The organism is Cellulophaga sp. 3_MG-2023, from assembly GCF_030546975.1.
Taxonomy (GTDB): domain Bacteria; phylum Bacteroidota; class Bacteroidia; order Flavobacteriales; family Flavobacteriaceae; genus Cellulophaga.
On sequence record NZ_JAUOPS010000002.1, the window covers coordinates 338,315 to 364,300 of the forward strand.

Consider the following 25,986-nt stretch of genomic DNA (forward strand, 5'->3'; position numbering starts at 1 on the left):
AAGAACTTATTTTAATTTTTTATTATTGTGATGACGATCGTGATCTCTTTTTGTTTTAAGATCTAACTTTTTATCAAAAGCATCTTGCAAGTTTATACCTGTTTGGTTTGCAAGACAAAGCACAACAAACATAACATCTGCTAGTTCTTCACCTAAATCTTTATTTTTATCAGACTCTTTTTCGCTTTGTTCTCCGTATCTACGCGCAATAATACGTGCCACCTCACCTACTTCCTCTGTAAGCTGAGCCATATTTGTAAGCTCGTTAAAATAGCGAACTCCGTGTTCCTTAATCCAATTATCTACGGCTTCTTGTGCGTTTTCTATGTTCATTATATTTTTGTTAAAACCACCTTTTCGTTTTCTTTTTCAATAAGTAATTTAAAGTAATTTTTTACCGCAGCATAATAATCTGGCGTTACAATTGCCTTATTTATAGATTCTTTTACTAATAAGTGGACCTGATTATTTTTTTGGTTCACATTAAAAGTAAAAGATCCTAATTGCTCTGGTAAAGCTATACTTTTTACTTCTGGCAAAGTTTCTACTTTATATCCTGCAGGAATTTCTACAATAATTCTATAGGTTGTTTCTGTTGGATAACTAAAATCTATTGGATAACTCCTTTTTTCTAACTTAAAAGGGTTGCTTTTAGATCTGTAAAAAAACATTGGAGAAAAATAAATTTTATCACCAATAACATCTGCCTGACTTTCTTTTACAAATTTATAACTTTCAAGGATTGGTTTACTTAAATCTGTACTGTTTTTTACTTCAAAATCAGATATTTCTAAATCTAGAGCCTTTTCAATCTTTTCTATATAACTATCTTCATCTGCCTCATTGTAATTATTGCGATAAATCCTTGCATTATGAAGCTTAGCAACTTTTCTAACTGCACCAGATAGCACTCCGTTCTCATCTAACTTAGATGTCATCATTATAACTTTAGTAGATTGTTCATTTGGGTATAAACTTATTGTAGAAGAACCTCCATCTTTACTAATGATCCTTCCCTCCCAATTTAACACTCTTGTAGGCATTACATTAGGCATATTATAGATACTTGTTGCATCTAACAATACTATTCCTCTATCTGTTTTTATAGCAGAAACAACATAATTATAGCCTTCTCTAGTAGGAAATATTGGTATACCATTACCTCTAGTACTTACTAAAACAGGATATGCATCTAAACCGGCATACCTAAGCATAGAGGTTAGCATTAAGTTTATATCTGCAACATTACCAACACTTTCTTTATAAGCTTTACGTACTCCATTATATGTGTACTTACCATAAATACCATTCCATTTTACTTTACTCTTTACAAACTGGTAAATTACACCTGCCTTTTGCATTGGATCTGTAATTGAAGCAATCAACATATCTATATCTTGATTATAATAACCTGTTTTATTTAACTCTACGCCAAAACTAGGGCTATCATAAATTGTCTTTACTACATTCTTCCAAGTTGATGAATAATATTTAGGAATACTGTTAGGGTACTGCACAGAAGAAAGTTCATACTTTACGGCTGCTCTATAATTATCTATGTTATTTATATATGGTTCTTCTTTTAGAGCAGGAATATCTACTAGATTGTAAATATGCTTGTTTTCAAAAAAATCTACTTTATCCGAATTAAAATTTGTACTTACTGTTGCCCCTCTTGCTTCTCTACTTTTACTTTTTATAGTAATACCAGAATTAACTCTAGTTACCTTTGGATATATACCAAGATAACCTTTAGAATTTAACTTAAAGTTGTAATATTCTGGTGAAGAAAAAGAAGCTTCTATTTTATTTGCAGGTATACTGTGTTGAAAAATATAATCATCTACATTATATATGAACGGAGAGTTGATTCTATACTTATATTCTATTACACTACCATCTTTTATATTTGGCATTGTAAATTTTGTTTGGTCATAAAATTCTGATAACTCGGATTCAAAAATACCGTCCTTCTTCAACTTTGTTTCTTCTATATCACCATCAACTATATTATAGGTGATAGCTTTTAATCCCATAACTCTTTCCCTATTTCCCTGAGATGCTTTATAAAGCCTAATAGGCTTTGTAGCAAAATCATAACCATCTTTATTATAAATTTTAACTCTTTCAAATACCTCTGTAACTAATTCAAAACCGCTAGCATTATCATATCTAAAATAACTGCTTCTTTTTTTATATAAATAAGCTGCACTTGCGGATGAGTCTAAAGGATGTACCTTTTCATTTAGTTCTTGAATAGATACTTTTCCAAAATCAAAATCTTGAGCAGAAATTAAGCTAATGGTTAAACTGAATAGTACTACTAAACTGTATTTTTTAATCATAATAAATTGGGTTATTTGGTTGTGGGGTTTTAGCTAACTTTTGGTTTATTTTTTCACTAAAACAATTTTAGTATTATCTAGTAATGATACTTTTTTTCTAAAGTCACGATAGTCTTTGTATTTCTCTTTTGGATAATATCCTTCTTTAATAAGTAATTTTCTTTTGTACTCTACATTTTTTAAGTCTTCTGATAACTTATAAGATACACTGTACATTCCAAATTCGTTTTCTATTAAAGTGTTGTTAGGCATTGCCTCAACTTTAAAACTATTAGGAAGCAAAACATTAAACTCATCTTCATCTAAATAGCCTCTTTGTATTTCTAAAGGCAACTTTCTACTTCTATACCTATCTGGTACTCCATTATTTCTGTTTAACGCATTTACCCTAAACAACAATCTCTCTCCGCTTACAGAAGCGTAGTTTACTGCCTCTAAACTAACTTTTTCTGTAAATACAATACTATCTCTATTATTTAAAAAATTATAATTATTAATAGTTAAGTTGTTTATATAACTCCAGTAAGATGCATAATGCTTTTTAACATCAGTAGATGCCTTTCTTTCTATACTAAACCTATCATCATACTGTATTCCCTTTGTAGTAATAACTGCATCTGCAGAAATTGTTCCTGTATTAGACAATGTAATACGAGCTTCTGTTTTCTGATAATTATCTTCATTAACATAACTATCCGTTTGTACCAACTCACCTCCATCTGGCTTTATTACGTGTACCATTCTACCATCTGTAAAATCTCCTAAAAATCCAAATGGATGTATCTGAGACGTACAATCAATCCAATAATACTTATCACTGCTTTCTATTGCTAAAATTACATGGTTACCTTCTGCCAGTGATGCAAAATCTTTTTTAAAACTTTCTTTGTAATTACCAGCCTCTACGTGAGTATAAAATGCTTTTACGCCAACTGCCTGTAATAAGGCCATTGTGTAATTAGATAATCCTTTACAATCTCCATACTTTACCCTATCTACATCTAATGCAGATATAGGCTGCATACCTCCAATACCTACCTGTACACTTATATACCTTGTATTATCCTGCACATACTTATATACAATTTTTGCTTTTTCAATATCGGATTTAGCTTCTTTTGTTAATGATTTTATTGTATTTATGGTAGATTCTGGTAACTTATCTCTATTAACTAATAAATTAGAGTACATCCATTTACCTAAATCTTGCCAAGATTTTATTGAAGCATCGTAACCACCATATGTAAAGTTTATAGGTCTTATTTGCAGTTGTGGTGAAATCTTATGAAAAGCCGGACTTAAACTTTCTTTTTTTATTGCAGGTATATTTTTTACTGTATAAGAAGTACTTCCATTTTTTATTATTTTTTCAACATCTAAACCTGCCAAATTCTGCTCCTTAACTTCTGGCTTAAAGCTTTCATCATCATAAGTTAATGTGATACTACTTTTTTCTGTACTTAAATAAAATGAATCTAAAAAGTACCAAGTTGGTATTAATTCACCAGTATTAGAATTGGTGTACTCATAAGTAAACTCCATTGTGTAAGGGTAAGCTATTGGAGTATAGTCTAAATATTTTACTCTGGAGTCTGAGTATAATGTACTACCGCTTACTGCACTAACATCTTTAAAGTCTTTTTCTTTAAACTTACCTATTTGTTTACCAAACTGATTGTATACTAAGGCCTGTACAGAAACTACTTTCCTGTCTAAATCATACCCCACAGACGCATGTGTTGCACCATTTCCATACTTATTTAAAACAGTAACAATTCGTCTTAATTTAATACTCATTTTAGTTTTAGAACTAATATGAATATCCATTTGATCTAACCTAACAACAGCATTTGCATTTTTGGTTAAATTGGAATTAATTAATAAAGACTGATGATTAATTTCTTGTGCTTCAGATAGTTGTATGCAAAGAAATAATATAAAGAAAAAAAATACTCTCATTGGTTGGTTTTGGTTGAGCCTAAATTAATAAAAAACCTACAAAAATATATACGATTATTCTTTATTTTTTGTATCCATTATTATTGTTACAGGGCCATCATTAAGTAAATCTACTTTCATATCTGCGCCAAAGACACCTGTGCCCACAGACTTACCCATAGTAGTTTCTAATTGCTTAACAAAAGTAACATATAAAGGTTTTGCAAGTTCTGGCTTTGCTGCTTTTATATAAGAAGGTCTATTACCTTTTTTTGTTGCAGCGTGTAGTGTAAACTGGCTTACAACTATTACATCTCCTTTACTATCTAAAAGAGAGTTATTCATTACTCCGTTTTCGTCATTAAAAATTCTGAGATTTGCAATTTTACGAGTCAACCAATCTATGTCTTCTTTAGTATCTTCTGCTTCTATTCCTAATAAAATTAAAAGACCTGAATCTATTTTAGAAATTAGTTTTTCGTTAACAGTAACACTTGCTCTTGTTACTCTTTGTATTACTGCTCTCATTTTTTTTCTCCGTAAATATCCTGTCTGTAGTTTTCCTCTTCACCTGTAATCATTTGTACATAACTTTTATACCTGCTCCAAGCAACTTCATCATTCTCTAACGCATCTTTTACAGCACACTTGGGCTCATCTATATGCAAGCAGTTATTAAACTTACATTCACTTTTTAAAGCAAAAAACTCAGGAAAATAGTCACCTATCTCCTCTTTTTCCATATCTACTATTCCAAAACCACGTATACCAGGTGTGTCTATAATTTGAGCTCCAAAATCCAAATCGTACATTTCTGCAAATGTTGTGGTGTGCTGCCCTTGCATATGTTGTTCAGATATTTCTTTGGTTTTTATATTTAAATCTTTATCTATAGTATTTACCAAGGTAGATTTACCTACACCAGAATGACCAGAAAACATACTTATTTTTCCCGTCATCATTTCTTTTACCTTATCTACGTTTTTACCTGTTTTTGCAGAAATACCTGCGCAAGTATAACCAATACTACGGTACAATGCAGCTAAATATTTAACATCTAAAAGCTCATCTTCGTTATAGGAATCTATCTTATTAAATAATAGAACTGCAGGTATGCCATAAGCTTCCGCCGTCACTAAAAAACGATCTATAAAACTTGTAAATGTTTGCGGATTATTTAACGTTATCATTAAAAAAACCTGATCTAAGTTAGACGCAATTATATGTGTTTGCTTAGATAAGTTTACAGACTTACGTACAATGTAATTTTTGCGATCTTTAATTTCTGTAATGGTTGCATTGGTTTCATCTCCACTTTTTTCAAGCTCAAAAACAACTTTATCCCCTACTGCAATAGGATTGGTACTTTTTATACCTTTTAAACGGAACTTACCTTTTATCCTACAGTCATAAAACACACCGTCATCTGTTTTTACAGTGTACCAACTTCCAGTAGATTTATAAACAGTTCCTATCATTTTGTATTCTTTATTTTACTTTCTTTTTACAAAGAAACAATATATGTGTTATACTACCGTCTTTTTTTTATCGTTAAAAAAATATATAAACAACAAACAAATTAACAATTATGAAAAAATTATTATTTTTTGCATTTATCCTTTGCTTATCAACGGTAGATTTATCTGCCCAACAATTTAAAGTTATTACTAGTGTTGAGTCTATTGTTCCTAACGGATTAGGAAGATCTAGAATAATTTCTGCCAACGAAGAGAAAGATTACAAAGAGTATACTTCTACACAGACTGAAGAAGATAATACAAGAAACAAATCTAAAAGAGGTGATATTAGAGTTAAAGGTTTTGATGAAACTAAATTACTTAACTTTTATAACATCGGTGGAATTAGATTTCAGAATATAGCTGCTAATGACGCCATTATAACTTCAAAAATTAATGCAATGGTTGCAGAAGGTTGGGAGCTAGCCTTTGTAACTAGTGCTGTAGAAAGTGAAGCTGGTAAAGGTGATGGTAAAGGTATTTTTATTACCAGATATATTTTTAAGAAAAAATAATTTATTAAACCTTTTTATAAAAATCCCGATGCATTTTACATCGGGATTTTTTTATCTCTAAAATTATCCTTTAATAATTTTTTCTTGGTGGTTTATAGACTCTTGGTGTATTGCTTTAAACATTTTTAAAACAAACTCTTCACTTAAGCCTTTAGACTCACCTTCTAAAATCATAGCTCCTAAAATTTCGTTCCATCGTGTAGATTGCAAAACAGCAACGTTTTTTTCTTTTTTAAGCGCTCCAATTCCGTCAGAAATTTTCATTCTTTTTCCTAAAGTTTCAATTAACTGTGCATCAATAACATCTATTTGTGCACGTAAATTACTTAAATCTTTATTGTATTCCGCTTCAGGATCTGATTCTTTTCTTATTTTTAAATCGCGCATAATTTGCACTAATTTTTCTGGTGTTACTTGTTGTGCAGCATCACTCCATGCATTATCTGGATCAAAGTGAGTTTCTACCATTAATCCATCAAAATTAAGATCTAATGCTGTTTGTGACACATCAAAAATCATATCTCTGTTTCCTGTAATATGAGACGGATCGTTTATTAATGGTAAATCTGGAAATCTATTTTTGAACTCAATAGCCAGTTGCCATTCTGGTATGTTTCTATATTTTGTTTTCTCGTAAGTAGAAAAACCTCTGTGTATTGCACCTAAATTTTTAATTCCCGCAGTATGTAAACGCTCTATACCACCTAACCACAAAGATAAGTCTGGGTTAATTGGGTTTTTTACCAATACAATTTTATCTGTACCCGCTAAAGCATCTGCAATTTCTTGCATGATAAACGGACTTACAGATGTACGCGCACCAATCCATAATAAATCTATATCATGTTCTAATGCCAATTCTACGTGGGCTCTATTTGCAACCTCCGTACAGGTTTTCATTCCTGTTTCTTCTTTTACTTTTTGCAACCACTTAAGACCTAACAAGCCTACACCTTCAAAATTCCCTGGACGAGTTCTTGGCTTCCAAATACCTGCTCTATAATAACTTACATCGGTATCTTTTAATTGATGAGCAATTTTTAAAACTTGCTCTTCTGTTTCAGCACTACACGGCCCTGCTATTACTAGTGGATGATCTAGTTTCATGTCATCCAACCATGTTCTCATTTCTTTTGAATTTTCCATCTTTACTTAATTTTTATTCTGGGGTATTCCGTTTAATATTTCTTTTATTTTGTTTGCGTTTTCCATTTCATCATAAATACCTTTATAATTGTCTTCTTCAATCATTTTTTTAAAGGCATTTAAATTCTGAATATATTCTTCTAATGTTTCTAAAACATTGGTTTTATTCTGCTTAAAAATTGGCGTCCACATTGCTGGCGAACTTTTTGCCAAACGTACTGTACTCTCAAATCCACTGCCCGCCATATCAAATATATCACGTTCATTTTTTTCTTTCTCAATAACCGTCTTTCCTAACATAAAAGAGCTAATATGAGATAAATGAGACACGTATGCTATGTGTTTATCATGCGCTTCTACATTCATATATCTTATACGCATTCCCATTTCTCTAAAAAGATCTAAAGCCTTTTCCTGCAACTTAAATGCTGTTTTCTCTACTTCACAAATAATATTTGTTTTGCCTTTAAACAGGTTTTCTATAGCTGCAGATGGTCCAGAAAATTCTGTTCCTGCAATTGGGTGGCACGCAATAAAATTTCTTCTTTTAGGATGATTTTCTACTTGTTTACAAATTAAACCTTTAGTAGAACCCGCATCTAAAACAATAGCATCATCAGTAATTGCATCTAATATTTTTGGCAATTCTTTCACCATAACATCTACAGGTATACTCACAATTACAACATCTGCCAATTCCAAGTCTTGATAACTTGCCTTTTGGTCTATTACTCCTAAAGACAATGCTTCTTCTACGTGTGCATCATTAATATCTACACCATAAATTTTAGCATCAGCATTTATCCTTTTAATATCCTTGGCCATTGAGCCACCTATTAATCCTATGCCAATTATAAATACGTTCATTACTTATTTTATATGATACAAAAGCTATTGGTCGTAATACAAACTTTAACCAAACTCACTTTTAACTTCTTTATTTAAATCTACTTATTGCTTCTCTTATTTTTTCTTGTGTAACACATAAAGAAAAGCGTATATAACCTTCTCCATTACTACCAAAAATTGTTCCTGGCGTTATAAATACATCTTTACTATATAACACGTCATCTATAAACTCTTCTGATGAAACACTACCGGCTGGCAACTTTGCCCATACAAACATTCCTACTACATTTTTATCATAAGTACAATTTAATTTGTCTGCTAACTGAAAAATTAAATCTCTACGGGTAGCGTATATTTCATTTAATTCTGCAAACCAATCTTTACTACTTTTTAATGCTGCAATAGCTCCTTTTTGTATGCCATAAAACATACCAGAATCCATATTACTTTTTACTTTTAATACCGCGTTTAAATGTTCTGCGCTACCCAAAACCATACCCACACGCCAGCCTGCCATATTAAAAGTTTTACTAAGCGAGTTTAATTCTAAAGCACAATCTTTAGCATTTTCTATACTTAATATACTTGTTGGCGCATTGTTTAAAACAAAACTATATGGATTGTCATTTACCAATAAAATATTGTTTTTTAAAGCAAATGCAACTAGCTTCTGCAACTGTTCTTTTGTTGCAACAGCACCTGTAGGCATATGCGGGTAACATACCCACATTATTTTAACTTTAGATAAGTCTTGTTTCTCTAAGGCTTCTAAATCTGGAAACCAATTGTTATCTGCAACCAAATCATAATACTTAGGCTCTGCTCCTACTAAATTTGTTACAGATGTATATGTTGGGTAACCCGGATTAGGAATTAAAGCCGCATCACCAACATTTAAAAAAGCCATACTAATGTGCAAAATACCTTCTTTAGAACCCATTAAAGGTAAAATTTCGGTTAACGGATCTGCGGTAACATTAAAATTAGCCTTATAAAAAGATGCCATACTTTCTCTTAACTCTGGTAAGCCTTGGTAACTTTGGTATTGGTGTGCGCCTGCATCTTCTACTGCATTTTTTATAGCATCTACCACTATTGCAGAAGGTGCTAAATCTGGACTACCAATTCCCATATTTATTATAGGTTTACCGTCTGCCATTAAACCACGTACTTCTCTAAGTTTTTTAGAAAAATAGTATTCTTGTATTTGTTCTAGTCTATCTGCTGTTTTCATTCTCTTCCGTTTTTGTATTCACCTAAAATTTTAAATTCTTCTGCCATTATCTCTAATAATGCTTTGGCTTTTTTATAGTCTTTATACTTTAAAAAAGTAACATCTACAAAGAACGAATACTTCCAAGGTTGTTCTATTACTGGTAGTGATTGTATTTTTGTTAAGTTTAGGTTACAATCACTCATCACATTTAAAACGGCTGCCAAACTCCCTCGCTTATGATCTAAAACAAAACGTAATGATGCCTTATTTATCTCTTCCTCTGGCAACTCTTTATTTTCTTTTTTAAGAATGATAAAACGGGTTGCATTATTAGAAATAGTTTGTATTTCTGATGCTACAACTTCTAAATTGTATAATTCTGATGCAACTTTTGGCGCAATAGCCGCAATACCTTTTAAATTATCTTTTTCTATACGCTGTGCAGTTTCTGCTGTATCTACAGATTCTACCAACTTAATGTGCGAGTACGCTTTTAAAAAATCTTTACACTGCAATAAAGCCATTGGGTGCGAGTGTACTTCTTTTATATCTTCAATTTTTTGACCTTTTAAAGCCATTAAATGATGATGAATATTAAGATAATGCTCACCAATAATGTGTAAATCGTTATTGTAAACAAGCGCATAATTAGGAATTATAGAACCCGCAATAGAGTTTTCTATAGCCATAACCGCCTTGTCTGCGTAACCAGTCATTAGTTGGTGAATTAACTCATCAAAAGAAAGACATTCTACCAACTGCACATCCTCACCAAAAAACTCATTAGCTACTTGGTGGTGATTAGACCCCTTTATACCTTGTATTGCAATTTTTAATGCCATTTCTTTTTATCTACTTAAACGTCAATTTTTTGCATAAAAAAAGTCCCGTTATATACGGGACTTTAATTTATATCTATATTTAAAATATACTACAACAGTCCCGCACCTCTCTTAAAAAAGAAGTAAAAATAAAAACCGTTCCAGAAATATCTTGTATTCATTATTCTTGTATTATACGGCTAAGGTAATTATTAAATTTAAAAAACAAATTTTATTATTATTTTTTTTCACTCTTCTCACATTATTTAATATAACCGTAATTTTTTTAACAAATAATTAAGATATCAATTTTTAAAAACGTTAAAATTCCGTTAATCGTAATTGGCTTAACACCAAAAAAAGGCTTATAATTCCTATTCCTTTTAAAAACAAAATTCACTTATTTACGTTATTTTTGATAAAAAAATATAAGTATGTCTATTTCCGTACAAAACATCAGTAAAACTTTTGGAAGCCAAAAAGCATTAGATAACGTTTCTTTCGCCATAAATAAGGGAGAAATTGTTGGCTTTTTAGGCCCTAATGGAGCTGGTAAGTCTACACTTATGAAAATACTTACTACTTATATTTTAGCAGATAGCGGAGAAGCTGCTGTAAACGAATTTAGTGTTGCAGACAGAATTAACGTTCAAAAAAGTATTGGATACTTACCAGAGCACAATCCTTTGTACTTAGATATGTATGTAAAAGAATATTTGGCTTTTAACGCAAACGTATACAAGGTATCTAAAGCAAGAATTGAAGAAGTTATAGAACAAACTGGCTTAACACCTGAAGCACACAAAAAAATAGACCAACTATCTAAAGGATACAGACAACGTGTTGGTTTAGCTGCTGCTTTACTGCACAATCCTGAAGTTTTAATTTTAGATGAACCAACAACTGGTTTAGATCCTAATCAATTATTAGAAATACGTAAACTGATTAAAGAGATTGGTAAAGAAAAAACCATTTTACTATCTACCCATATTATGAAAGAGGTAGAAGCCGTTTGTGACCGTGTTGTAATTATTAATAAAGGTGTAGTTGTAGCCGATAAAAAGTTAACCGACTTAAGAGACGATACAGAACAAATTATAGAAGTAGAATTTGATTATAGGGTTGAAGAGCAATTACTAAACAGGTTGCCAAATGTGGTTGCTGTTAAAAACACTGCTGGTTTTGTGTATGAAATTACTTTTAATACAGATGTAGATATGCGCCCTGCTGTATTTGACTTTGCTCACGACAACGAATTAAAAACACTACAACTTAGCCGTAAAAACAAAAACTTAGAAAGTTTATTTACTGAGATTACAGGGTAGACTCATTTGCTTTTTCTACAAACTCCAATACAATTTCATCTAAAACATCTTGTATATTAGGATTTGTACAATTGGTTAGTATGCTTATTACTAAACCTTGTTTAGGGTACACAAAAAAGTTAGAGTAGCCGCCTACGCCATTACCAATATGGCCATAGTACACATTACCTTTTTTATCTGTGCTTACTTGCCAACCTAAACCGTAGTAGGTAGACTCACCATTTACTTCTTGCGCAGTTAAAAATTGTTGCTGTGTAGCTTGTTCTAGCAAATTGCCTTTTAAATATGCGTTTCCTAGTTTTACAATATCTGTAGTTGTAGATAAAAATCCGCCACCAGCTAATTTATAGTAATTATTAACCTCCATTGCTTTTCTAAATCCTTGTCTTTTTTGAGAATAAAATGTGGTAGCATTTAGAACAAGTTTATCTTTTACTTCTGCATATGTATTTTGCATTTGCAAAGGGTCTAAAACTTTTTTTTGCACATATTCTTCAAAAGGTATACCACTTGCCTCTTGCATTGCTAGTGACAATAAAACCCAATCATAACTATTGTAATGGTAATTTGTTCCTGGTTTAAAAAGTAAATCATCACCCTTAAAAATAGTAATACTCTCTTTAATAGTATATGGCATATTTAAACCATACTCTTTACCTTTGTAACCACGTATACCTGCGGTATGACTAGCCAATTGCCTAATTGCAAAGTCATACTTTTTTTTAGGATAATAAGGAACATAGGTATAAAAAGACTCTTCCAAATCTATTAAACCATCTTGCACCATAATAGCTAATGCAGTTGCTGCAATGGGTTTAGACACACTAGCAATTCTAAATACAGAATCGTCTGGGTTTATAGGTGTTTTATTATCTAAGTTAGAAAACCCATATCCCTTATTAAAAATAGTTTTATTGTGTTGTGTAGCCTTAATTGCAATACCTGGAATTTTGGAATTATTTACCAACGATTGCAGTAACTCATCAACCTTACTGTAATTAATATTATTAGCAACACCATTATCTTTAGAACTGCTAATTCTTTTTGTAAAATAAGATAAGAATCTTTTAAAACTCAATGTAAAGCAACTTTAGTTATTACTCTTTAAAGATAAGCTTTCCTTTGTAAAGCTCTTCTACATTTATATTAGCTGGCTTATAATAACTAATAACATCACCAACACCTCTAATTGTACCAGAAATACTCTCTTGCGGATTTACCAATATATCGTTAGAGCTTCTGTGGTTTACATTCACATTTTTAGTTATTAAATTTTCTGCATTAAGCCTAGAGTCTCCTGCTGCAAAAACAACATTTAAACTTTTTGCCGTTCCTTTCAAATCAAAATAAGCAGCACCGTTAGAAACTATAGACACTTTAGTATCTAACAACTCTAAAGTAAAAGATCCGGTAGTAAAGTCTGCTTCTGTGTCACCAAAATCTTCAGATAAAAGAGCTAAACTTGGATAACTTAAAACCCCATCACTACTAATATCAAAACCAGTACTACTACGTATAGATGTTAAGTTTGGTGCGGTAACATAAAAAGTAGTTAAACCATAGTCTCTAGTAAAATTACATCCGTTTGTATTGGTAAGTATCAATTTACCATCTACAACTTTAGCATCAATATCACTACGCAAATATTCTCCTGTTTCTACCTCAACCTTTTGTACTGGACCTTCCTTTATAACTAAAGCTGAATTTTCAAAAACAGTAATAGCTGTAAAAGGTTCTACCACAATTTCTTCTCTTATGGTATCTCCTGCATTCTGAAAACAATCAGATGCATTTTCGCTATTACAACCATACACTAAAACAAGTGTTAAAGTGTATAGCAAAATTGATTTACTTGTAATTTGCAATCCTATATTTTTAATCTGTCTTCTTGTAATCATCTTCATATTTTTAAAAACGGATTCCAACTCCAAATTCCACTGCCTCTGCTTTAGCTGCATGAGATTTTAAAGTTACAGCTGCAAACATTTTATCGCCAAAGTAACGTTTCAATCCCATTCTATTGTACATTCTTCCTTCAAAATCAAACGGATAATACACATAATAACCTAACTGTGTTACCACAGACATTTGGTTAATATATAACTCGTGACCAACAAAAACACCTACACGTTTATAATCGTCATTAGCATCTACATTTTTCTCTGGAAAAGCAATAGAATTGTATGTTATTAACTCCTTTAAAAACTTAGAAAAGAAAACATCTGCACCTAACTGAAACCCACTTTTTCTTCCAATTCTTTTATCTGCATAAGCCGATAAAATATAAAAAGGAGACTGTCCTAAACCAATAACATCACTCTCATTAACACCTCCTCTAAAGGCAACATTTAAGTGTATAGGTTGGTTGTAATTTATAGTATCTGTAATGGTCTTATATGGTAATTTTTCACCTCCATCTAAGTCATACGTTAAACCTGCATTTAACGCAATGGTGTTTGTAGATGTATTTGGCGCCTTAAAATTTGCATTAGAATAGTGCACCAATGTTAGCCCGGCTTTAAAACCCAAGCCTTTATAAATATTTTCTTTATGGTAATTAACCATTGCGTAAGTACTACTTAAAATATCAGACCCATATGCATTGTTTCTAAAGTTAGTTACTTTATCATAAGGGTTTGTAGTATAGGCAATACCTTGCCCCACTCTAAGCTGTACATTTCTCTTAAAAAAATAGAAGTTATAATGTGCATACGCACCATAGTTTTTACCCAAGGTGCTATTATTCATATCTTGGTAAATAAACGAGAACCCTAAATCTGGATAATTATACAATTGTTCCCAAGCCTCATCTCCAAAAGTTTTTTTATTGTAACTTAAAATTAAACCAGCCGGATGCGCAGATATTAAGTGTGCAATACTATTATTATGTAATGCAATAGAGCCGTAAAACTGACTAGCATCTATTACTATTTTACTTTTCTGCTGGGCAAAACATCCCACAGAAAACAAAGCAACAAAAAGGATTCTTATATTCATCGCGTGCAAAAATAGCAATTTTACATCCACAGCAAATCTTTATAAGCTAATACTTACAAAATTTAAAAAAGTTCCTTTGCTATTGCCTTAATATTATCAGACTTACCCATAGAGTAGTAGTGCAATACAGGTACACCTGCTGCTTTTAACTCCTTAGATTGTTGCACTGCCCAATCTATACCAACTTGGCGTACTGCTTTATTATCCTTACAGTCTTCAACAGCATCTACTAAATCTTGTGGCACATCAATTTTAAAAACTTGTGGTAGTAATTGTAAATGTTTTTTAACAGCAATTGGTTTTATACCTGGTATAATTGGCACATTAATTCCAAAATCTTTAGCTGCTTTTACAAACTCAAAATACTTATTATTATCAAAAAACATTTGTGTAACTACGTAATCTGCACCTGCATCTACTTTTTGTTTTAAGCGTTTTAAGTCTGTTAATAAAGATGGTGCTTCCATATGTTTTTCTGGGTAACCTGCAACCCCAATACAAAAATCAGCACAATTATCGGTCTCTATAACCTCATGTAAGTAAGATCCGCAATTAAGTTTCTGTATTTGATCTACCAAACTAACCGCATATTTATGCCCTCCTTTTGTAGGTTCAAAATACTGCTCTTCTCGCATAGCATCTCCTCGTAATGCCATAACATTATCAATACCCAAATAATGGCAATCTACTAACAAATACTCGGTTTCTTCTCTAGTAAAACCACCACATAAAACATGTGGCACCGTATCTACATCATATTTATGTTTTATAGACGCACAAATACCCACAGTACCAGGTCTCATACGCGTAAGTTTTTTATCTAACAAACCATCACGGTCTATATAAATATACTCTTCTCTAGACGTAGTAACATCTATAAAGGGCGGTTTAAACTCCATTAAAGGATCTATATTCCCGTACAATTCCTGAATATTTCTACCCTTTACAGGCGGTATAATCTCAAAAGAAAACAATGTTTTTCCGTTTGCGTTTTTAATATGGTCGGTTACTTTCATTTTTATATTTTTTTGGCGTTCCTACGGTCGGGCTTTCGGTAGTCGCTTTTTATGGCAAAAAAACCATAAAAGAGCTTCAACAATACCTTAATCCCTAACGCATCAACAAAACTTTAATCATCTGCAATATTTGGAGCAAGCCATTTTAAAGCCGTCTCTAACTCTATATTTTTTCTAGTTGCAAAATCTTCAACTTGATCTTCTTTTATTTTTCCTACTCCAAAATAACGTGCCTCTGGATTCGCAAAATAATACCCAGAAACCGATGCTGCTGGCCACATTGCCAAACTATCTGTAAGTTCTACACCAATAGTTTCTTTTACTTTTAAAATATCCCAAATAGTAGGTTTTTCTAAATGATCTGGACAAGCAGGGTATCCTGGTGCAGGTCTAATACCTTTATACTCTTCTTTTATTAGAGCTTCGTTATCTAAAGTTTCATTACTAGCATATCCCCAATGAGTAGTTCTAATGTCTTTATGCAGGCATTCTGCAAAAGCCTCTGCTAACCTATCTGCTAAAGCTTTTACCATGATAGAATTGTAATCGTCTAAATCTTTACGGTACTGCTCTGCAATTTCCTCTGCTCCAAAACCTGTACTAACACAAAAACATCCCATGTAATCATCTACACCAGCATCTGTTGGCGCAATAAAATCTGCTAATGCAAAGTTTGGCTTACCAGCATACTTTTTTAATTGCTGACGCAAGGTCCTAAACGTATGTTTACCGTTTGATGTGTCTAGTTCAATATCATCATCATTAATTGTATTGGCCTTAAACAAACCAAAAATTGCTTTTGCAGTAAGCAATTTTTCATCAATAAGTTTTGTGAGCATTTCTTGCGCTTCAGCAAATAAATCTGTGGCTTGGGTACCTACAATTTCATCGGTTAAAATATCTGGAAATTTACCGTGCAACTCCCAGCTTCTAAAAAACGGAGTCCAATCTATAAACTCTACCAACTTACTTAAATCATATTCCTCTATAACTTGTATTCCAAGTGTATTTGGTTTTATAATTTCTGATGTTTTCCAATCTATTTTGTACTTGTTTTTACGTGCTGCATCTATAGGCAAATACTCTTTATGTTTGGTACGCTTTAAAAACTGTTTTCTAAACTCTTCGTAATCTAGTTTTATAGTCTCTTTGTATTTTTCTCCTGTTTCTTTTTGCAACAAATCACCAACAACGGTTACCGCTCTAGAGGCATCATTAACATATACCACAGCATTTTTATATTGCGGATCTATTTTTACGGCAGTATGTGCTTTGCTTGTAGTTGCACCTCCAATAAGCAATGGTACACTAAAATTTTGGCGTTCCATTTCTTTTGCTAAAAAGACCATTTCATCTAAAGACGGTGTTATTAACCCGCTTAAACCAATAACATCTACATTATGTTCTTTTGCTGCTTGTATAATTTTTTCTGGCGGCACCATTACCCCTAAATCTACAATCTCATAATTGTTACAAGCCAAAACAACACCCACAATATTTTTACCTATATCATGTACATCTCCTTTAACAGTAGCCATTAAAATTTTTCCAGCTGAAGAAGACCCTCCTTCTTGCGGATTTTTAAGCTTTTCCTCTTCTATGTAAGGCAATAAGTAAGCAACCGCTTTTTTCATTACTCGTGCCGACTTTACAACCTGTGGTAAAAACATTTTTCCGCTACCAAACAAGTCACCAACAACGTTCATCCCTGTCATTAAATGACCCTCTATAACCTCTATAGGTTTGTCTACACTTTGCCTAGCTGCTTCTACATCTTCTACAATATACTGGTCTATACCCTTTACCAAAGCTCTGGTTATACGGTTTTGTATAGGTTTTTCTCTCCAAGATAAATCTACCGTGCTTTCCTTTGCCTTGCCAACTACCGTATCTGCAAAATCTAGCAAACGCTCTGTAGCATCATCCCTACGGTCTAACATTACATCCTCTACACGCTCTAATAATTCCTTAGGAATATCATCATAAACCTCTAACATAGTAGGGTTAACAATTCCCATATTCATACCTGCCTGTATGGCGTGATATAAAAACACCGAGTGCATAGCCTCACGTACAGGATTGTTACCTCTAAAAGAAAACGATACATTACTAACGCCACCACTTACACTACAATGCGGCAAATTCTCTTTTACCCAAGCCGTAGCTTCTATAAAGTCTATAGCGTTGCGTCTGTGCTCATCCATACCGGTGGCAACAGGAAAAATATTAAGATCAAAAATAATATCCTCTGGAGCAAAGTTTACTTTATTAACTAGAACGTCATAAGATCGTTTAGCTATTTCTATTCTACGCTCGTAATTATCTGCCTGACCAACCTCATCAAAGGCCATTACAATTACAGCTGCACCATAACGCTTAATAAGTTTTGCGTGGTGTATAAATTCTGCTTCGCCTTCTTTTAGACTAATAGAGTTTACCACACACTTACCTTGTACAACTTGCAAACCAGCTTCTATAATTTCCCATTTAGAACTGTCTATCATTATAGGAACTCTAGAAATATCTGGTTCTGCAATAATTAGATTTAGGAACTTAACCATAGCCTCTTTGCCATCTATAAGTCCGTCATCCATATTAATGTCTATTATTTGAGCTCCACCATCTACTTGGTGACGAGCAATAGCCAAAGCTTCATCAAACTTTTCTTCTTTTATTAACCTTAAGAACTTTTTAGAACCAGCAACATTGGTACGCTCACCAACATTTATAAAATTGGTGTTTTCCGTAACAATTAAAGGTTCTAGTCCGGATAGTTTTAAGTATTTAGGTTTTTCATTTTTCATTACGATGCCGTTTCTGCAGAAATACTTCTGGGTTTGTAATCTTTTGCTAAATTGGCAATTGCTGTAATATGTTCTGGTGTTGTACCGCAGCAACCACCAACAATGTTTACCAAACTCTTGTCTAAATATTCTTTTATTTGTGCAGCCATTTCCTCTGCAGTCTCATCATACTCTCCAAAGGCATTTGGCAAACCTGCGTTTGGATGTGCAGATACTCCAAAACTTGTTTTAGCTGCCAAAACCTCTAAATGAGGCACCAATTGGTTTGCCCCTAAAGCACAATTAAAACCAACAGTTAAAATAGAAATATGACTTATTGATATTAAAAAGGCTTCTGCTGTTTGTCCAGATAATGTTCTACCAGAGGCATCTGTAATTGTACCACTTACCATTATAGGAACATCTATATTGCGTTCTTCTTTTACTTCTTCTATAGCAAATAATGCAGCCTTTGCATTAAGAGTATCAAAAATGGTTTCTACCAACAAAATATCTGAGCCGCCATCTAGTAAAGCTTCTACTTGTAGTTTGTAGGCTATTCTAAGCTCATCAAAAGTAATACCTCTAAAACCTGGGTCGTTAACATCTGGAGACATACTTGCCGTTTTATTGGTTGGCCCAATACTACCTGCTACAAACCTTGGTTTATGTGGCTCTTTTGCAGTAAACTCATCTGCTACTTGTTTTGCAATACGTGCCGACTCATAATTTAGTTCGTACACTAAATCTTCCATAAAATAGTCTGCCATTGCTATGGTTGTACCAGAAAAGGTGTTGGTTTCTACAATGTCTGCCCCAGCTGCAAAATATTTACGATGTACTTCTGCTATGGCTTCTGGTTGGGTTAGCGAAAGTAAATCGTTATTGCCTTGTAATGGGTGTTCCCAGTCTGCAAAACGTTTGCCTCTAAAATCTTCTTCGGTAAATTTGTAGCGCTGTAACATTGTACCCATTGCTCCGTCTAGCACTAAAATTCTTTCTTTTAATATGTCTTGTATACTTTTCATTGTACCGTATAATATTGTGTTGTGCGTTAAGGATTGATGCGGCATCTTTTTGGTGGCAACAGTTTGTAAAACCTGTTTGCTAAAACCAAAAAATACAGCAGAAAGCCTGGCCATTTGTGCTTGCAAACAAATGGAACGCTATAAATAAAATATCAAGTAAGGTAAATGAGAGAAGACTGTGAATGTCTTTACTAATTTGTGAGTTATCTGCCGTGTTGTTTTGTAACAACTTAGTAGAATGTAGCACCTTCTTTAAATAAGAATAAAGGGTTGCTAAGGTTTCATAGGGTCTAATCCCTCCACCTTTCTTGATAACGTTTTCAGTGTATTAATGAACTAATTATGCCACAAAGTAACAGCACAACTTTTTTATAACCAAATATTGCTGGTAATTTTTAAGCCTACACGTGTTTTTTACACATATAGGCTTAAAATTGTAATATTTTTACGAAATGCTTTGTACAACTTCTTTTTTGGCTTCTTTTTTTGAACCATCAAAACCTTCTACACCACCTACGGTTGTGTATTTCATTACATAGCGTTTGCCTGGGTTTATGCGTTGGTATGCGCTTTGGCACATTACGGCTGCTTCATGAAAACCAGATAAAATTAGTTTTAGTTTTCCTTTATAGGTGTTAACATCACCAATGGCATATACACCAGGAATGTTGGTTTGGTAATCATAAGAGTTGTCTACTTTTATAGCATTTTTCTCTATTTCTAATCCCCAATCTCCTATTGGTCCTAATTTAGGTGATAGTCCAAATAACGGAATAAAATTATCTACTTCTACATAGCTTTCTCCTTTTTCCTCGTCGTTGTATTTTACAACTACAGCCTCTAAATGATCGTCTCCGTATAGTTTGGTTACTTGTGCCTCTGTAAACAATTTTATTTTACCTGCTTTTGCAAGTTCTGATGCTTTTTCTACAGAGTCTAAAGCACCTCTAAACTCGTTTCTACGGTGTACTAAAGATACTTCTGCTGCTACGTCTGCTAAAAATATTGCCCAGTCTAAGGCAGAATCTCCACCACCAGCAATAACAACTTTTTTGTCTCTGTATACTTCTGGGTCTTTAATCATATAAGCAACACCTTTATCTTCAAAATTAAGAATGTTCTCTATTTGCGGTTTTCTAGGCTCAAAAGATCCTAAACCACCTGCAATAACAACTACTGGTGCATTGTGCTTTGTGCCTTTGTTTGTGGTTACCACAAAAGTACCATCGTCTAACTTATCTAAAGTATCTGCTCTTTCTGCTAGAGTAAAACCAGGCTCAAAAGATTTTATTTGTTCCATTAGATTGGTAACCAAATCGCCTGCTAAAATTTCTGGAAAAGCAGGAATATCATAAATTGGTTTTTTAGGATATATCTCTGCACATTGTCCGCCTGGTTGTGGCAATGCATCTATTAAATGGCATTTTAGTTTTAACAAACCTGCCTCAAAAACGGTAAACAATCCTGTTGGTCCTGCGCCAATAATTAATATATCTGTCTTAATCATAATTTTAATTTTGTACTTACTAATGAGTATCTACTCTCATTTAAATGTTTTAATTATTATCTTTTTTATCTACTAAGGAACTTGTAATCTGGTTCATTTTATCTACTTTTTCTTCAAAATCTCCTTTTATGGTTTTTCTATAGTCGTTTAAGTTTTGAACCATTTTATTAATATCTTCTGGTATTACGTCTTCAAAAAACTGGCGCAAACGTTTTGCTGTTGTTGGCGACTTACCGTTGGTAGAAATACCAATTTTTACATTGCCTTTGGTTACAATTCCGCCCATATAAAAATCGCAATACGGAGGATTATCTGCTACGTTTACCAATTTAAATTGCGCCCTACAATCTTTATAAACTTGTATGTTTACATCTACATTATCTGTAGTGGCAACTACCATATGTTTACCATCTAAATAGCTTAGATTATAGACATCTGTAATAGTTGTAACATTAAATTTATTAGCCAATTCTAGTGTTTTTTCTGCATACCAAGGAGATACCATTGTAACTACAGCATCTGGACTAGATTTGGTTAAAAAGCGTAGTTTTTCTTCTGCCACATTACCGCCACCTACTATTAGCACGTGCAGTTGAGACGTTTTTAAAAAAACTGGATATAAATTGTTACGTTCCATTACTTTATTTTTAGTGTTACTGTTTTATTTACCTTATCAAAAATAACCAAATAACTGTACCACTTAATTTACGACTACTTCTTTTGTTTTTATCTGTTGTTGTACTTTATGTAATTGCGCTCTATGCCTAACAACATCACCAATAACAATAATTGCAGGATTAGACAACTCATTTTCTTGCACTACTTTTTCTATGGTTGATATGGTACCAACACCAACTTTTTCATTAACGGTAGTTCCGTTTTGAATAATTGCCACAGGTGTTTCTGCTTTACCTTGTTGTTGAAATAATTCTACTATTTCTGATAATTTACCCATACCCATTAAAATTACTACTGTTGCGCTAGACTTTGCTGCCAAGTGCACATCTGTAGATAATTTATGATTTTTAGTTGTACCTGTTATTACCCAAAAACTCTCTGAAGCTCCCCTTTTTGTAACCGGTATATTTTGAAAAGCTGGTACTGCTATTGAAGAAGAAATCCCCGGAACCATAGCTACTGTTACACCGTGACTAGCGGCATATTCCATTTCTTCTGAGCCACGACCAAAAATAAATGGGTCGCCACCTTTTAAGCGCACTACATTACCGTGACTTTTTGCTCTGCTTACAATAAGCTCGTTAATTTGTTCTTGTTGGTACGCGTAACACCCTTTTCTTTTACCTACAAAAATATGCTCTGCATTTGCTGCATAGGTTAGCAATTCTTTATTTACCAAAGCATCAAACAAAACAACATCTGCATTTTGCAATGCTTTAATAGCTTTTAGCGTAATAAGTTCTGCATCTCCTGGGCCAGCACCAACTACTGTAAGTAGTCCGTTTGTGTTTTGTTTGTTTGTCATAATTTTAAGCTTCTGCTAATTCTTTTTCTCTAAACTTTTGTACAACTTCTAAAAACACTTTAGAATCTCTAAGGTATGCTTCTGCAAATTCTTGCGTTGGTTTGTTGCTTTTTATTTGCAACGCCAACTCCTCAAAAGAAGTTTTTAATTCTATTAAGCCGTTTGACACAAAATGAGTATCAAAATCTTTAATAATGCTAATATGTGTATTTGTTTTTGTGTTCTGTGCTGTAAGCAATGCTTTAGCAGAGTTTACCATTGCAGAATAGGAATGAAAAATACTAGCAGACCATTTTTTATCTTCCAATGCAGCAGCAGCGTTTTCAATTTTTTCTTCGCTCTCAAACAATAAAGTTGCAATTAAATCTATAACAACACCAGCACACTCGCCTACACCAATAGCTTTTTCATAGCGTTCTGTATTTCCCCAGTCTATAAAATCTTCTGGAGTTAAATTATCTATAGCTGTAAGGTGTTTTAGAAAGTCATAAAAATAATGCTCCCCTTTTTCTTTGTAATACTCAGTAAATGATTGTCCGTTTGCATTAGCGTCAAAATCGTTTAAAATTAAACGCAATGCCTCTGGGCCTCTTTTACTTGGTACTTTTACAACTTTATCTGCAAAAACGCCATTACCATCACCTAAATTACCACCACCTAACAATACTTGTAAAGCAGGTGCTACCAACTTATCTTTTGTACGTACAGACATCCCTTGAAAACCTATGTTTGCCATATTGTGCTGACCACAGGCATTCATACATCCACTAATTTTTATAACAACATCTTTATTGTTTATGTATTGTGGATATTCTTCTGTAATTACTCTTTCTAACTCTGCTGCAATACCAGTACTACTAGCAATACCTAAATTACAAGTATCTGTACCAGGACAAGCAGTTATATCTGATGCTTTGTTATAACCAGCCTCTACAAAACCAAGTTTTTCTAGCTCTGTATAAAAGAAAGGAACCAATTCCTCTTTTACATAAGGTATTAGGATGTTTTGACGCAATGACAAACGAAATTCTCCGGCTGCATACGCATCTACTAAATCTGCTAATTGACGAGCTTCTTCAATATAAAAATCTCCTAACTTTACTTTTATACCAATAGCTACATAGCCCTGTTGTTTTTGAGGCACAAGGTTTGTGTTTTTCCATTGCTCAAAAGCTTCTGTATTTTTAATTGCTACCTCTGGTACTTTAGCATTTGCTACTTTTACCTTTGGATACGCATCTACATCTACAGGAAAAGAATCTTGTGGAATTGCATTTTGTTCTTCTTCTAACAATGCTCTAAATCCGTCTAAACCAATATCCTTAAGCAAAAATTTCATTCTGGCTTTTGCTCTACTTTTACGTTCTCCGTACCTGTCAAAAACACGAATAACACCATCCATTAACGGAATAATTTTATCGGCCTCTAAAAAAGTATACAACTCTTCTGCGTGGCGTGGCTGCGAGCCTAAACCACCTGCTAAAAGAACTTTAAAACCTCTAACTCCGTTTTCTATTTTTGCAATAAAACCAAGATCATGCATATAAGAAAGTCCTGTATCTGCATCACTAGAAGAAAAAGAAACCTTAAATTTTCTTCCCATTTCTTGACTAATCGGGTTTCTTAAAAAATACTGAAACATTGCGTGTGCGTACGGAGATACATCAAAAGGCTCATCTACATCTATACCAGCGGTTTCACTAGCTGTTATGTTACGTACTGCATTACCACAAGCTTCTCTAATAGTAATATCATCCTTTGCCAATTGCGCCCAAAGTTCTGGTGTACGCTCTATATCTACGTAATGTATTTGTATGTCTTGACGCGTAGTAATGTGCAAGCGTCCTGTAGAGTATTCTTCAGATACATCACAAATACGCTTAAGCTGTGTAGATGTTACTTTACCATATGGCAATTTAATACGAATCATTTGTACGCCTGGCTGACGCTGACCATAAATACCACGAGCCAAACGCAAGCTTCTAAACTTTTCCTCGTCTAACTTACCGTCATTAAACTGTTTAATTTTTGCTTCTAAATCTATAATATCTTTAGCTACTACTGGGTTTTCTATTTCTGTTCTAAAACTTTGCATTTGCTTATGATTATGGCTTTTATAATTACTATTATCCTATAGATTTAATAGGATTTTAAATAAAAAAGTGCCTGTAAAAACACTTCTTTGTATGGACTTTTAGCTTAACTTATAAATCCTGCACCAGCCGTTGTATTGGTTTGGGCATCAATTAAAATAAAAGCTCCGTTAGATTTATTGTCGTTATAACTATCAAAATAAATAGGCTTACTAAGTTTAATACTAACTTCTCCTATTTCATTTAAAGATAATTTATTATTGTTTTCTTGTTCTCCCGTATAATCTGTTGCTATAACACTATTTATACTATCAATTTTAGATAGCACACGGTTTGTATTATGTTGCACAATATACTTAGTTCCTGGTACTAGGTTTTTACTATCCATCCAACAAACTGTAGCAGTAACTTGTTTTTCAATTTTTGGAAGTTCATCTGTTTTAACAAGCATATCTCCCCTAGTAATGTTAATATCATCTTCTAAGGTAATATTTACAGAACTGCCTGCGGGTGCCTCTGCATATGTTTTATCAAAAAAGAATATCTCTTTTATTTTAGACTGAGTTAAAGAAGGTAAAACAGTTACGGCATCACCAACTTTTAAGCTACCTCCAGAAATTTTTCCAGCATACCCTCTAAAATCGTGAAACTCATCTGTTTTTGGTCTAATTACTGTTTGTACAGGAAAACGAACCTTACCAGCATCATATAAATCTTGTGCTTCTAACTCCTCTAAATGACCTAAAATTGTATCGCCATTATACCAAGACATTGCATCTGTTTTATCTACAATATTGTCACCTTTTAAGGCACTAACCGGAATATAACTAACTATTTGTTCTGCATAAGTACTTTTTGCATTTAAAGCTTCAAAGTCTTTTTTAATATTATTAAATACCTCTTCAGAATAGTCTACCAAATCCATTTTATTTACAGCAACTATTACGTTTTTAACACGCAATAAATTGTTGATAAAAAAATGACGGTATGTTTGTTCTATAACACCTTTTCTAGCATCTATTAAAATAATAGCTACTTGAGAAGTTGATGCACCCGTAACCATATTTCTGGTATACTCTACGTGACCAGGTGTATCTGCAATAATGTAACTTTTAGTTGGTGTTGAAAAATAGATATGAGCCACATCTATAGTAATACCTTGTTCACGTTCTGCAACTAAACCATCTGTAGCTAATGAAAAATCTAGGTAATCATACCCACGTTGTTCACTACTTTTTTTAATGGCTTCTAGTTTATCTTCAGTTAGTGATTTTGTATCGTAAAGTAACCTACCAATTAAGGTACTTTTACCATCATCTACACTACCTGCTGTTGCTATTTTTAGTACGTTCATTTTATGTGTATTAAGTATAAAGTTGCAAGTACAAAGACTTTGCTTCTCTTACT

At 33.0% G+C, this 25,986-nt stretch carries 22 protein-coding genes and 1 riboswitch; of the genes, 2 read left to right on the forward strand and 20 right to left on the reverse strand.

From position 1 onward, the window contains the following. Positions 1–6 precede the first annotated feature (6 nt). Genes Q4487_RS06440 through rsgA form a run of 5 tightly spaced genes read right to left on the reverse strand, consistent with a single transcriptional unit; the run spans position 7 to position 5,761 of the window. The gene (locus Q4487_RS06440; protein ID WP_100893771.1) at positions 7–333 is read right to left on the reverse strand and encodes a nucleotide pyrophosphohydrolase; all 327 of its coding nucleotides are present in this window, start codon (positions 331–333) and stop codon (positions 7–9) included. After that, on the reverse strand, positions 333–2,345 hold the full coding sequence (locus Q4487_RS06445) for a DUF3858 domain-containing protein (RefSeq protein ID WP_303540770.1): 2,013 nt from the start codon (positions 2,343–2,345) through the stop codon (positions 333–335). Before Q4487_RS06445 ends, Q4487_RS06440 begins: the two co-directional genes overlap by 1 nt. Positions 2,346–2,390: 45 nt before the next feature. Beyond that, positions 2,391–4,304 carry a DUF3857 domain-containing transglutaminase family protein gene (locus Q4487_RS06450; RefSeq protein WP_303540768.1) on the reverse strand — a complete coding sequence of 638 codons (1,914 nt, stop codon included), beginning with the start codon at positions 4,302–4,304 and terminating at the stop codon, positions 2,391–2,393. 54 nt (positions 4,305–4,358) lie between these two features. Further along, positions 4,359–4,811 carry a D-aminoacyl-tRNA deacylase gene (gene dtd / locus Q4487_RS06455; protein ID WP_303540766.1) on the reverse strand — a complete coding sequence of 151 codons (453 nt, stop codon included), beginning with the start codon at positions 4,809–4,811 and terminating at the stop codon, positions 4,359–4,361. Then, entirely contained in the window at positions 4,808–5,761 is a 954-nt protein-coding gene (gene rsgA, locus Q4487_RS06460; protein WP_303540764.1) for a ribosome small subunit-dependent GTPase A, read from the reverse strand. Before rsgA ends, dtd begins: the two co-directional genes overlap by 4 nt. A 110-nt stretch (positions 5,762–5,871) precedes the next feature. Here rsgA and Q4487_RS06465 point away from each other — a divergent pair, with 110 nt between their 5' ends. Next, on the forward strand, positions 5,872–6,315 hold the full coding sequence (locus tag Q4487_RS06465; protein ID WP_100893776.1) for a hypothetical protein: 444 nt from the start codon (positions 5,872–5,874) through the stop codon (positions 6,313–6,315). Between the two features lie 63 nt (positions 6,316–6,378). Here the strand turns inward: Q4487_RS06465 and Q4487_RS06470 are convergent, their stop codons facing one another. The 4 genes from Q4487_RS06470 to Q4487_RS06485 form a co-directional block, all read right to left on the reverse strand. Beyond that, positions 6,379–7,461, reverse strand: a complete 1,083-nt coding sequence (locus Q4487_RS06470; RefSeq protein ID WP_100893777.1) for a bifunctional 3-deoxy-7-phosphoheptulonate synthase/chorismate mutase type II — start codon at positions 7,459–7,461, stop codon at positions 6,379–6,381. Positions 7,462–7,467: 6 nt separating this feature from the next. Then, positions 7,468–8,328 carry a prephenate dehydrogenase gene (locus Q4487_RS06475; RefSeq protein ID WP_303540760.1) on the reverse strand — a complete coding sequence of 287 codons (861 nt, stop codon included), beginning with the start codon at positions 8,326–8,328 and terminating at the stop codon, positions 7,468–7,470. 70 nt (positions 8,329–8,398) lie between these two features. Continuing rightward, positions 8,399–9,544 (reverse strand): pyridoxal phosphate-dependent aminotransferase, encoded by a 1,146-nt coding sequence (locus Q4487_RS06480; protein WP_303540758.1) that lies wholly within the window; start codon positions 9,542–9,544, stop codon positions 8,399–8,401. Beyond that, positions 9,541–10,368 carry a prephenate dehydratase gene (locus Q4487_RS06485; RefSeq protein ID WP_100893780.1) on the reverse strand — a complete coding sequence of 276 codons (828 nt, stop codon included), beginning with the start codon at positions 10,366–10,368 and terminating at the stop codon, positions 9,541–9,543. The genes Q4487_RS06480 and Q4487_RS06485 overlap by 4 nt, the downstream gene beginning before the upstream one ends. Positions 10,369–10,781: 413 nt before the next feature. Between Q4487_RS06485 and gldA the strand changes: the two genes are divergently transcribed. After that, a complete protein-coding gene (gene gldA / locus Q4487_RS06490; protein ID WP_303540755.1) occupies positions 10,782–11,672 on the forward strand; it encodes a gliding motility-associated ABC transporter ATP-binding subunit GldA in 891 nt (296 codons plus the stop codon). On the opposite strand, the gene Q4487_RS06495 is transcribed toward gldA, so the two are convergent. The 11 genes from Q4487_RS06495 to Q4487_RS06545 all read right to left on the reverse strand — a co-directional run bounded on the left by Q4487_RS06495 (position 11,662) and on the right by Q4487_RS06545 (position 25,933). Continuing rightward, on the reverse strand, positions 11,662–12,750 hold the full coding sequence (locus tag Q4487_RS06495) for a serine hydrolase (protein WP_303540753.1): 1,089 nt from the start codon (positions 12,748–12,750) through the stop codon (positions 11,662–11,664). The two genes, gldA and Q4487_RS06495, sit on opposite strands and share 11 nt — an antisense overlap. A 19-nt stretch (positions 12,751–12,769) precedes the next feature. Next, the gene (locus Q4487_RS06500) at positions 12,770–13,570 is read right to left on the reverse strand and encodes a head GIN domain-containing protein (RefSeq protein WP_303540752.1); all 801 of its coding nucleotides are present in this window, start codon (positions 13,568–13,570) and stop codon (positions 12,770–12,772) included. A gap of 10 nt (positions 13,571–13,580) precedes the next feature. Further along, positions 13,581–14,669, reverse strand: a complete 1,089-nt coding sequence (locus Q4487_RS06505) for an acyloxyacyl hydrolase (protein ID WP_303540750.1) — start codon at positions 14,667–14,669, stop codon at positions 13,581–13,583. Positions 14,670–14,731: 62 nt separating this feature from the next. Next, positions 14,732–15,685, reverse strand: a complete 954-nt coding sequence (metF, locus tag Q4487_RS06510; RefSeq protein ID WP_303540748.1) for a methylenetetrahydrofolate reductase [NAD(P)H] — start codon at positions 15,683–15,685, stop codon at positions 14,732–14,734. 113 nt (positions 15,686–15,798) lie between these two features. Beyond that, on the reverse strand, positions 15,799–18,489 hold the full coding sequence (gene metH, locus Q4487_RS06515; RefSeq protein WP_303540746.1) for a methionine synthase: 2,691 nt from the start codon (positions 18,487–18,489) through the stop codon (positions 15,799–15,801). Then, complete coding sequence (locus Q4487_RS06520) at positions 18,489–19,496, reverse strand: homocysteine S-methyltransferase family protein (RefSeq protein ID WP_303541297.1); 1,008 nt, start codon at positions 19,494–19,496, stop codon at positions 18,489–18,491. The genes metH and Q4487_RS06520 overlap by 1 nt, the downstream gene beginning before the upstream one ends. Before the next feature lie 200 nt (positions 19,497–19,696). Then, a riboswitch (SAM riboswitch) is annotated at positions 19,697–19,814 on the reverse strand. A gap of 127 nt (positions 19,815–19,941) precedes the next feature. After that, positions 19,942–21,003, reverse strand: a complete 1,062-nt coding sequence (locus tag Q4487_RS06525; protein ID WP_013621542.1) for an NAD(P)/FAD-dependent oxidoreductase — start codon at positions 21,001–21,003, stop codon at positions 19,942–19,944. Between the two features lie 49 nt (positions 21,004–21,052). After that, positions 21,053–21,640 carry a bifunctional precorrin-2 dehydrogenase/sirohydrochlorin ferrochelatase gene (locus tag Q4487_RS06530; RefSeq protein WP_303540744.1) on the reverse strand — a complete coding sequence of 196 codons (588 nt, stop codon included), beginning with the start codon at positions 21,638–21,640 and terminating at the stop codon, positions 21,053–21,055. Between the two features lie 63 nt (positions 21,641–21,703). After that, a complete protein-coding gene (gene cobA, locus Q4487_RS06535; protein ID WP_303540742.1) occupies positions 21,704–22,486 on the reverse strand; it encodes a uroporphyrinogen-III C-methyltransferase in 783 nt (260 codons plus the stop codon). 4 nt (positions 22,487–22,490) lie between these two features. Next, a complete protein-coding gene (locus Q4487_RS06540; protein WP_303540740.1) occupies positions 22,491–24,581 on the reverse strand; it encodes a HEPN domain-containing protein in 2,091 nt (696 codons plus the stop codon). A 104-nt stretch (positions 24,582–24,685) separates the two neighbouring features. After that, positions 24,686–25,933 carry a sulfate adenylyltransferase subunit 1 gene (locus tag Q4487_RS06545; protein ID WP_013621538.1) on the reverse strand — a complete coding sequence of 416 codons (1,248 nt, stop codon included), beginning with the start codon at positions 25,931–25,933 and terminating at the stop codon, positions 24,686–24,688. Positions 25,934–25,986: the final 53 nt, after the last annotated feature.